Below are 10,508 nucleotides of genomic sequence, written 5' to 3'. Positions count from 1 at the left end.
TCATCTCTGTCTAAAATGCTTCTCTTAACTAAATCTAAAGCTTCTTCAAAGTCTATACTCAACTCTTTGTATTGACTGCGAACTGATGATATATCTTCTGCTAAGCTTGTTTTTATATTAACTATCTCTTCTTCTAATTTAGAGTTAATGCTATTTATGCGTGAATTTAATTCTTCTAAATAATCTTTATTAAATATCTTAGCATAATCTTCTTCTAACTTAGTCAATCTCTCTACATTTGCAAGAAGTTTATCATTAATATCTTTCTCTAAAGTTGATAATTTTTCATCTGCTAAGCTATTAACTTTAGATAATGATTCTTCTATACGGCTGTTAAGAGTTTCAAAAGAGTTATTCAATATATTATCTAATTCTTTCTTGCTCTCTTCCAATACAGTTAACTTCTCTTCTACTTTGCTGTCTAAAGTATTTGAATACTCTTCTAAATATTCACTTATATAATTTTTTTCATTAGCTAAAAGTTTTGCCTCAGATTCTTCTTTAATATTTTCTATCTCTGTTTTTATATTCTCAAGATGCTCATCTAAAGCAGAAACAGCAGTGTCATAAGACTTGTCAAGCATTATAGAATACTCTTCATAATCTGCTCTTATACTATCTGATAATGATTTTAAATCTGCTATAATACTTTCTTTCTCTTCGTTTCTGTGATGCTCTATATTCTTTATCTCTTCATCATATTTTTTAGCAGAATCATTTATCATCTTATAAATATTTTCTAAACTGCTTCCTATATCATTATTTATCTTTTCATCTACATTAGAAAGCTTGTTTTCAATATTTAAAATCTTATCATCTATACGAGAATAAATTTCATTTTCCTTAGCTTCTATATTTTTTAATATATCAGAAAGCAACTCTTCTTTTTTGCTGTCAGTATCTTTTATATAAGATTCAATATTATTTTTAGCATCATTCAATTGAGATAAAAGCTCATTAATATTTGCATTTTTCCAATCTTCTATACCGCTTGAAATTTCATCTATCTGATTTCTAAGCTCATTAATATAAGCATCTATTTTTTCATCAGAATAGGCTCTGATATTATTAATCTCTTCTTTTATTTCATTGGCATACATACTTCTAATTTTAGTAGGGTCAGACCAAGAATCTTCAAAATATTCAATGCGTTTCTCTATCCTGTTTTTAAACTCTTCATTTCCAGATGATAATTCTTTTAATATATTCTCCATTTTGTTTTCTATATTATCAGTTTTATCAATAGAATTAGAAATATTATCTTTTATAGTATATAACTCTTTGTTAAGAGCCTCTAAATCTGCTAATAAGGAAGTAGAATCATTAGATATTTTCTCTTCTAAATTATCTTTAAAATCTATTAATTTATTAGATAAAGAAGCAACATCATCTTTTATAGTAGAGTCTATTCCCTCCATTCTATCTTTCAAAGAAATAAAATCTTTTTCTAAATTTTTAACTTTTTCTATATCAGATTTTAAATCATCTAAAGAACTTTCTAACTGAAGCTTATCTTCAACTAATGCCTCAACCCTATTATCAGATTTAACATCTTCTAAATCTTTTTCTATTAATTGTAATTTATCTATTAAATGATTTCTCTCTTCAGATAAAACATCTTTAATATAATTTAAGTCGCTTTCATTATCAGATATTCTCATAAGAAGATTTTTTGAAAACTCATCAAATATATTTTCTATTCTTTCTCTCTCTTCTTCTAATAAAGCAGGTATTTCTACTTCACTACTCTTTAAGATTTGAGATTTAAAAATTTCAAACTCTTCTTTCATATCATCTAATTGAACATTCAAAGCTTCTCTTTCAGACTCTTGAATATCATTTAACTCTTCTCTAGACATAATAGAAGCTTTTATTTCATCTATAGTTCTATCGAATTCAGTATTTTTAAATGATACATCAGATTTTAATTCTTCTAATTCATTATAAATATCATCTTTAAGGCTATCTACCAAATTAGAAATATCATTAATGCGTTCAATTTTTTCATTATATTCATTAAACATAGATAACATATTCTCATTATTAGAAATCATATTATCCATCTCTTCTTTTAATCTATTGTCAATACTATCTCTATAAGTATTAAAACCATCTCTCAATAATTCTAATGCCTTAGAAAGCTCTAATGTTTGATTATTTACCGCAGAATCAGTATACTCTTTAGCTTTATCTAATAATTGAGTAACTCCATTATAAAGAGTATTGAAAGAATCATTTAAAGTAGTATTTATATTATTAACTTTCTCATCTATCTCTAAAGATTTAGTTTTCAAATAATTATCTATATAATTAGACTCATTTTCTAAATGTATCTTTTCAGAATCTTCTCTATGTTTTTCTATATTGTTTTTCAACTCATTAGCATAATCATCAAGAGAAGTTTTTTTATTGTTATATATCTCTTCTAATATTTTAGTATATTTTTTATAATCTTTTCTTATATTAGCACCAATATTTTCAACATCAGCTATTATATTAGCATTCTCTTCCAATCTTACGCTTTCTATCTCTTTTATTTCATCATTATATTTTTCTATAGCAGCCTCTATTATTTCATTGAGTTCATCTAATTTATTTGAAGCTTCTTCTTCTACACTATTAAACGCCTCTTCACATTTAGCATTTAAAAACTCTTTTCTCTCATCAATATAAGATGCAATATCTGCCATTTTAGTATCAGCTGCTTTTCTCAAGCTATCTATATTGTCTTTAAGTTCATTAACAAAAGAATCAGCTTTTTCTAATCTATTATCTATATTAGTTTTCAAAGCATCTATATAATAGTTAGAATCTTTTTCTTTAGAATCTATATTAGATTTAAACTCATTAACAAAAGAATCAGCTTTTTCCAATCTGTCATCTATATTAGCTTTCAAAGCATCTACATAATCATTAGAATCTTTTTCTTTAGAATCTATATTAGATTTAAACTCATTAACATAAGAATCAGCTTTTTCTAATCTGTCATCTATATTAGCTTTCAAAGCATCTACATAATCATTAGAATCCTTCTCTTTAGAATCTATATTAGCTTTAAGCTCATTTATATAAGAATCTGCAGTTTCCAATCTATCATCTACAACATTTTTCAAAACATTCAAATATTCATCACTGTTCTTTTCTATATTATCAATATTATCTCTTAATTCATTTATATAAGAATCAGTTATTCCTAATTTATTATCTATATCAGATTTTAATTCATCTACATATCTATTAACATCATCTCTTTTTAAGTCAATATCCTCTTTAATTTTATCTACAGAAGATATTATTTCATCAGATTTTGCATCAACATTTTCTTTTACATTATTAACATAATCTGTAATATCTTTTGTTTTATTTTCTATACTATCTTCCATATTCTTAGAAGCAAATGCAAGCTCTTCAAGCTTAGAAGATAAAGTGTCCATTTTTATTCTATATTCGTCACTAATAATATCAGAATGTTCTTTTAATTGTTCATATTCATTTCTCAAGTTATTATAATAATTTTCTAAAGAACTTTTATATTCATTAGTCATAGAATCTAAATCTAATTTACTCTCACTAAATAAATCATCTATTTTAACATTTAATGATTTATATTTATCTTCAATATTTGACAATAATTGATTTTCTTTCTCATTTGCAGCGTCATACACTTTGTTTATAGTATTTTCAAAATCTTCTCTTCCGTTTTCAACTCTATTTAAAATATCTTCTATATCATCTCTAACTTTGTTTATACCTTCTCTTTTTTCATTTAGAAGAGCATCAAATGAATTAGTTGCATCAAGTAATTCTGTATTTAGCATATTAACTATTTTATTTTTATTATCTTCAGCAAACTCTTTATTTTCATTTAATGAATAATCTATTTTATCTTTAAACTCTTTTAAAGAATCTTCCATATTTGAAATTATATCATTATGTCTTTTGTCGCTTTCTTCTACTTGATGAACAAGACTATTTATGCTATCGCTTATAGATTTCATACTAGTCTCTTCATAATTATCAATAACTTCTTTTAACTGACTTTTTAAACTATCTAAATAAGAGTTACCATATTCATATAAATTATTTCTAATCTCTTCTATGTTAGACTCTGCATTTTTTATGCCAGTATCTAATTTATCATTAGCACTATCAACTAAATCTTTTATCTCTGAAGAAGTTTTATCTAAAAGCTCTATACGTTTTTCGATATTCTCTTTTAAATTAATCTCTGTATCTTGTAATAGACCTTGTATTTTATTGCTGTCATTATCATATTGTTCTTTTAAGGCAGCTAATTTTTCTGTAACATTATTCAAATCAGTATATGTATTTTTTATATAATTATCTACACCCTGCTCAAAATCAGCTTTTATATTATTAATATTATCTTCAAGCTCTAATATTTTTTTATTAGCCTGCTCTTCTAAATCTTTATACAAATATTCTTTTTCTAAACTTAAAGCATCTAATATCTCTTCTTGTTTATTGTTTAATATAGAAGCTATTTCAGATGTTTGATAATGTATCTCATTCATCTTATCTTTTAATAAATTAGTTTCTGTTTCAACATCTGCTCTAAGCTCATTAATTTCAGCTATAAGAGAACTTCTTGCATTGTCTATAGAATACTCCATGTCATCTTGAGTTCTAACTAATATATCATTTTTAAGTCTATCTATATCATTAACTATCTCATCAAATTTACTCTCTGCTCTAAGCATAGTTTCTTCGCTCATACCGTCTATAGAGACTATTAAATCAGAAAGCTCTTTAGTTTTGTTTCTATAAAGAGTGATAATACCATCATTTTCGTTTTCAAGTATATCTCTTATATTATTAGAAAATGCCTCCACTTCTGTTATCAAGCGGTTACTAATATCATCTTTAAGAGTAGTAAATTCTGTCTCTAATTGAATAGTTTTATCTTCATAATCTTTAGTTATCAAATCTGCTTTATCTTTAATGTCATCTATAGTTTTCTCTAAAGAATGAGCCTTATCTTCAACAGACTCTAAGAACTCCTCTTTTTCACTTCCTATTCTCTCTAATTCCTCTTTTAAAGTGTTGTATAAGAACTCTTTAGTCTTCTCCATTTCACCCTTAAACTCTTCTACACTGGACTCTGTTATAGAATTAAGTCTCTCTTGTATAGTGTCTCTCAAGTTTATAAGCTCAACTTCAAGCCCCTCTTTAGACTGACTTAAAGTTTCATAACGCTCTTCTATATCTTTAGATTTACTGTTAATCTCTTCAGCAAATAGAGAATATTTATTTATAAGTTCGTCTCTTCCTTTTTCAAACAACTCTGCTAATTGCTCTATGTTATTGCGGGCAGTTCTTTCAGCAAGCTGAGTAAGCTGATTTGTAAATAATTCCTCTTTTTTTGCTACATGAAGCTTAAACTCTTCTGTTAATGCTGATATCTTATCTTTCTCTTGTTCAGCCATATCTGTATAATGAGCATCACGAGCAAGTAAATTAGTAGTAAGTGCATCAAATCTCTTATATAATTCAGATTCAAAATCATTTAATTTAGCATTATAAGAAGCAATCAAATTATCTTGTATAGAAGAAACATTTTTTTCTAACTCTATCATTTTGGTTTTAACATCAGATATTCTTTTATAAGTTTTTTCTATAGTGTTGCGTTCTTTTAATACAGTATCAACTTTATTAAGTATGTCTAAATAAGCCTCTTCAAGCGAATCTACTTGTTCCTGATATTGAGATACTGCTGCTTTATAATCTTTATATGATTCTATTTTATTATTAAGCTTAGCTAAATCTTCTTCCATAGATTTACTTATAAAACCTGCCTTTTTTACAGCAATCTCCAAATCTATGGCATTATCCCTAACTTCTGATATTTTCTCTTCTATAATTCCTTCTAATGCAGCTTTTTCTTCAGCAAAAATATCATCAAAATTTGAGTTATTGTTGTTTTTTTTTCTATCGATAATTTTAGAAATACCGACAACTATAATAGGAATGATTAGCATTAACGCGAAATTCAATATAGGGAACATAATTATCTCCAGTAGACAAAATATAGTATATTAACATAATAATATATTATGTTAATACATAAGTCAATAGTCTTTTATCATTTTATTATCATAACATATATAGAATTTATTTTTTAATGGAGCATTATGTAAAAATTATTTTTATAATTACTTAACTATATCAAAAAATTACGTGTACAAAAATTATTGAATTATATGCTTAAATATTTTTTGAATTATTTATATTCTTCACAAAGTCATTTTAATAAAAAAACGAACTAATAAAAATAATAAATAAAAAACATCACAACATCTTGCATTACAAATACAAAATATAAAAAATTCTAAAATCATAATAATGCTTATGATTTTAGAATTATAATTATATAAATTAATTTTTAATATTATCGAAAGGATTATAAGTTAAAGAAGTAGGTTCTTCTTTAGAAATATAGCTTTGAGTTTCTTTTTTGTTTTCAGCTTCCATATACTCTCTTCGAGAAAGTGATATTCTTCTTTTTACCTGATTAACCTCTCTTACAACAAAAGGATAACTCTCTCCAACTTTAAGTACATTCTCTAAACTCTCACCTTTAGGCAAGTCTATTTGAGAAATATGCATATATCCTTCTAAATCATTCTCTAAAGATACAATAACACCAGAATCTATAATAGCTTTAACAGTACCATTAACTATAGAACCATGAGGATGTGCCTTATCAAATAATCTCCAAGGACTTTCTTTAGTATGTTTATAGCTTAGTTTAATTCTTTGCTTATCTCTATCTATAGACATAATAACCATTTCAACTTCTTCATTTTCTTTTATATAGTCTTTAATATTAACAGTATTGTTCATCCAATCGAAATCACTAATATCACATATACCCTCAAGACCATTAGGAAGTTCAAATACAGCAAAGTCTTTAAATATTCTTTTTACTTTACATTTCACAGAACTCTTAACAGGGAAATCTCTCTCAGCACTGTCCCAAGGATTATCTTTAACCTGTTTTAAGCCTAAAGTTAATTTTCTTTCAGGTACATTCATATCAAGAATTTTGCATTCTAAATAAGCGCCAACCTTAACAAAATCATTAGGATTATTAACATGAGAGTTCCAGCTCAAATCAGAAACATGTATAAGACCCTCAACGCCTTCATATACATTTACAAAAGCACCAAATTTTTTAACAGTAGTAACTTCACCTTTGATTATATCTCCAACATGATACTCTTCAACAAACTTATACCAAGTATCTCCCTCAAGCTGTTTAATACCTAAATCAACTTTTCTTTTTTCTCTATCAACAGATAAAACCTGAAATTTTCTCTCTTCACCCTTAGTAATAATGTTTTTAGGGTTAATAATCTTAGCCCAAGACATATTTGGTATAGCAAGGAAACCGTCTAAACCTTCTGTTAATTGTATAAAAGCACCGAATTTCTCTATGTTTTTAACTTTTCCTTCTACTATATCGCCTTCTTTTAAATTTGATAAATATTCTTCTATTACCTTATTTTGAGTCTCTTCTTGCAAAACTCTTCTAGAAACAACTATATCTTTATTTCCTTTTCTATCTATAATCTTAAATTGAAACTCTTTGCCTATATAATCAGCTTCTTTAATTCCTCTTGAAATATCAATTTGAGAGAAAGGACAAAAAGCATTATGTCCCATTAAAGAAACAGTAAATCCGCCCTTAATAGCCTCTTTAACAACACCATTTATTGGAGTAGCATTTTTTACAGCATCTTCTATTAAATCCTGAGCCTTTCTCTTATCAATATCTCTCTTAGATAAAATAACATAACCCTTATTATTATCTTCTCCCTTTATTACAGCCTCAATCTCTTCACCTTTAACAGGCTCTTTATCAAATTCGTCTCTATTTATTTTACCTTCAACCTTAGAATTAAAATCTATAAAAACATCAGTGTCATCGAATTGGACTATTTTTCCTTTAACAACACTTCCTCTAAAGTGCGTCTTATTGTCACTCTCCTCTAATGCCTTAAGAAATTCATTTTTTTGTTCTGATAAATTATTATCTTCCATCATTCTTCCCTCTCCCTCCTGAACTTAAAATCAGGTTAATATCTAATTATTCATTAGATTTTTTATTAAAAACCACATCTGTGATTTTTTGTACAACTTCATCTATAGTCATATTTGTAGTATCTATAATAATAGCATCTTTAGGTACTACTAGGGGACTATCTTCCCTATTAGAATCAAACTCATCTCTTTTTTTTATGCTATCAAATACTTCCTCAAAAGTTATATTTTTGCCCTTTTGTATTTCTTCTTCATACCTTCTTTTAGCTCTAATATCAACCGAAGCATCTATGTAAAATTTATATTTTGCAAGAGGAAAAACAACACTTCCTATATCTCTGCCGTCTACAACATAATTATCATTTTCAGCAATAGCTCTCTGTAAGGAAACCATACTTTTCCTAACTGCACTGATAGAAGATACTTTAGAAACCATATTAACAACTTTTATACTTCTTATCTCTTCACTAACATCTACATCATTTAAGTATATCTTGTTATTATTGTCAAAACTAATTTTTAAATCGCCGATAGCAGATATGATCTCATTATCATTTTGTATATTAACATTTTTATTTAAAAAAAATAAGGTTACAGCCCTATACATAGCACCAGTATCTAAATATTTATATCCTAACTTTTTAGCAACTAACTTAGCTACTGTACTTTTACCAGCACCCGAAGGACCATCTAAAGATATTATTTTATATACTTTTAAATCAGACACCTATAACCTTTATTTAAAAACTTTAATACTAATAATATATCATAAATAATTATAATTGCAAATATTTTAAAAGAAAAAATAAAATAATTAACTGCTTAAAAAATTAAAAATATTTAGGAAATATAAAAATTAAATCCAATGTACATATGCGTATCAAAATTAAGTTTATTATATGATATAGAAAGATTTCTAATCATATTATCATAATAATTTTGCATTGTGCTTGAATATTGATAAAACACAGAAACTTTTCTACTGTTACTAACAAAAACTTCTATCTCTTTTAGAGTTCTATAAAAAGCTAAGTAATAAACTTTAGTATTTATACTTGGAGAATACGCCAATAAGCTATATAATTCAAAAACTATATCTAATACTGGTATTTTATTAAACCATACTGCTTTACTAGTCATAGGGAAATCTAATATTTTTAAACTCTGAGAATACTCTACATAATTTATATCATCTATATTCACATAATTTCTATTAAATTTTATATATTCTTTAGGATAAAAACTATATTCTAAAGTATATATTTTGGATACAAAAAACACCAAAAATATAATAAAAACTCTTAACAACAATCTCATATAATATTATCAACCTAACATTTTCATATATTATATATTATAATATAAAAATTTAAAGCTTTTTATTTACATTGTTCTATTGACAAAAATATCCTATAGTTTAAAATGAACATTGTTCAATGAAAGAGGAGATTTTTATGAAATATGCTATTTTAATAATATTTATTTTAAGTATACACATATACTCACAAGAAACTAATTCTATAAAATTTAAAATGGATAGTTATGAAACTAACACAAAATTAAAATGGAATTATAATCCTTTTAAAAATTATGAAACAGACAGATATTTTTCTTCATGGGCTGACCCTAATGCATATAACAGCAGTTTTTTACTTGGAACAATTTTTAATATAAAAGAAATGTACCCAAACCCTAATTTCAAATTTGATGATATTGATTTTTTTTATCAGCCTACACTTGCAACAGAAGTAACCCCTATATCATTTAAATATATGGATATACATAGATTTAAAATCGGTGTTGGATTTTTAACGCACTTTTTCTTGTCTAAATATAAAAATGGTACTAGTCAATATTATGGACAAAGTTTAATGTATGGCACTTATATGCAGGTAGAAACTTTTTTTGACTATATATATGATGACACTTTAAGATTTAGATTTAGCCCTTTAAGGCATGTATGTGCTCATATTGCTGGGGATATACTTGGAGATGAAACTTTATATAATAGAGAAACAGAAGAGTTTAGAGACAGCGGTTTTGAACAGATGCAGTTTTCTTTGCATTATAAATATTCTTGGTTTACATTTTATGGAGGAAGCTATTTTGCTATTACTGGATTTAAAAAATCAAATTTTGTTAATTTATTTGGTATATTTTCCGGCATCGACTTTAGAGTACCAATATGGGGTGAAATTAGTTTTATAAGCAGTATATATTTAGCAGCTAATTTAGATGAAATAAATACTGTAAAGAGAGAATATAACAAATACACAATACTTAATTCTTATAATGAGTGGACTCCAAGCATATCAGTAGGTATTGGCTTTGAAATATATAGAATAATAATAGGTGTAAAATATGAATATGCCCGTTCAAAACAATTATATGCTTACAGAAGCATGGAAAGTAAAATAGGAATAGAAGCAAGTTTATATTTATAA

5 protein-coding genes are annotated in these 10,508 nt (G+C 26.0%); 1 reads left to right on the top strand and 4 read right to left on the bottom strand.

Features of this window, described 5'->3' with window-relative positions:
• From R4I97_RS11530 to R4I97_RS11515, 4 genes are all read right to left on the bottom strand, one after another.
• The coding region (locus R4I97_RS11530; RefSeq protein ID WP_420535697.1) for a SpiroCoCo family coiled-coil protein at positions 1-6,026 on the bottom strand (6,026 nt) is incomplete at its 3' end.
• 370 nt (positions 6,027-6,396) lie between these two features.
• On the bottom strand, positions 6,397-8,064 hold the full coding sequence (locus R4I97_RS11525; protein ID WP_335785187.1) for a S1 RNA-binding domain-containing protein: 1,668 nt from the start codon (positions 8,062-8,064) through the stop codon (positions 6,397-6,399).
• Between the two features lie 46 nt (positions 8,065-8,110).
• Entirely contained in the window at positions 8,111-8,791 is a 681-nt protein-coding gene (cmk, locus tag R4I97_RS11520) for a (d)CMP kinase (RefSeq protein WP_335785181.1), read from the bottom strand.
• A 113-nt stretch (positions 8,792-8,904) separates the two neighbouring features.
• Positions 8,905-9,381 (bottom strand): hypothetical protein, encoded by a 477-nt coding sequence (locus R4I97_RS11515; protein ID WP_335785180.1) that lies wholly within the window; start codon positions 9,379-9,381, stop codon positions 8,905-8,907.
• A 137-nt stretch (positions 9,382-9,518) separates the two neighbouring features.
• On the opposite strand from R4I97_RS11515, the gene R4I97_RS11510 reads away from it, so the two are divergent.
• Positions 9,519-10,508 carry a hypothetical protein gene (locus R4I97_RS11510; RefSeq protein WP_335785179.1) on the top strand — a complete coding sequence of 330 codons (990 nt, stop codon included), beginning with the start codon at positions 9,519-9,521 and terminating at the stop codon, positions 10,506-10,508.

The organism is Brachyspira pilosicoli, assembly GCF_036997485.1.
Taxonomy (GTDB): domain Bacteria; phylum Spirochaetota; class Brachyspiria; order Brachyspirales; family Brachyspiraceae; genus Brachyspira; species Brachyspira pilosicoli_C.
The sequence above is the reverse complement of the archived record's forward strand: the minus strand, read 5'-3'. Positions and strand labels throughout refer to the sequence as shown.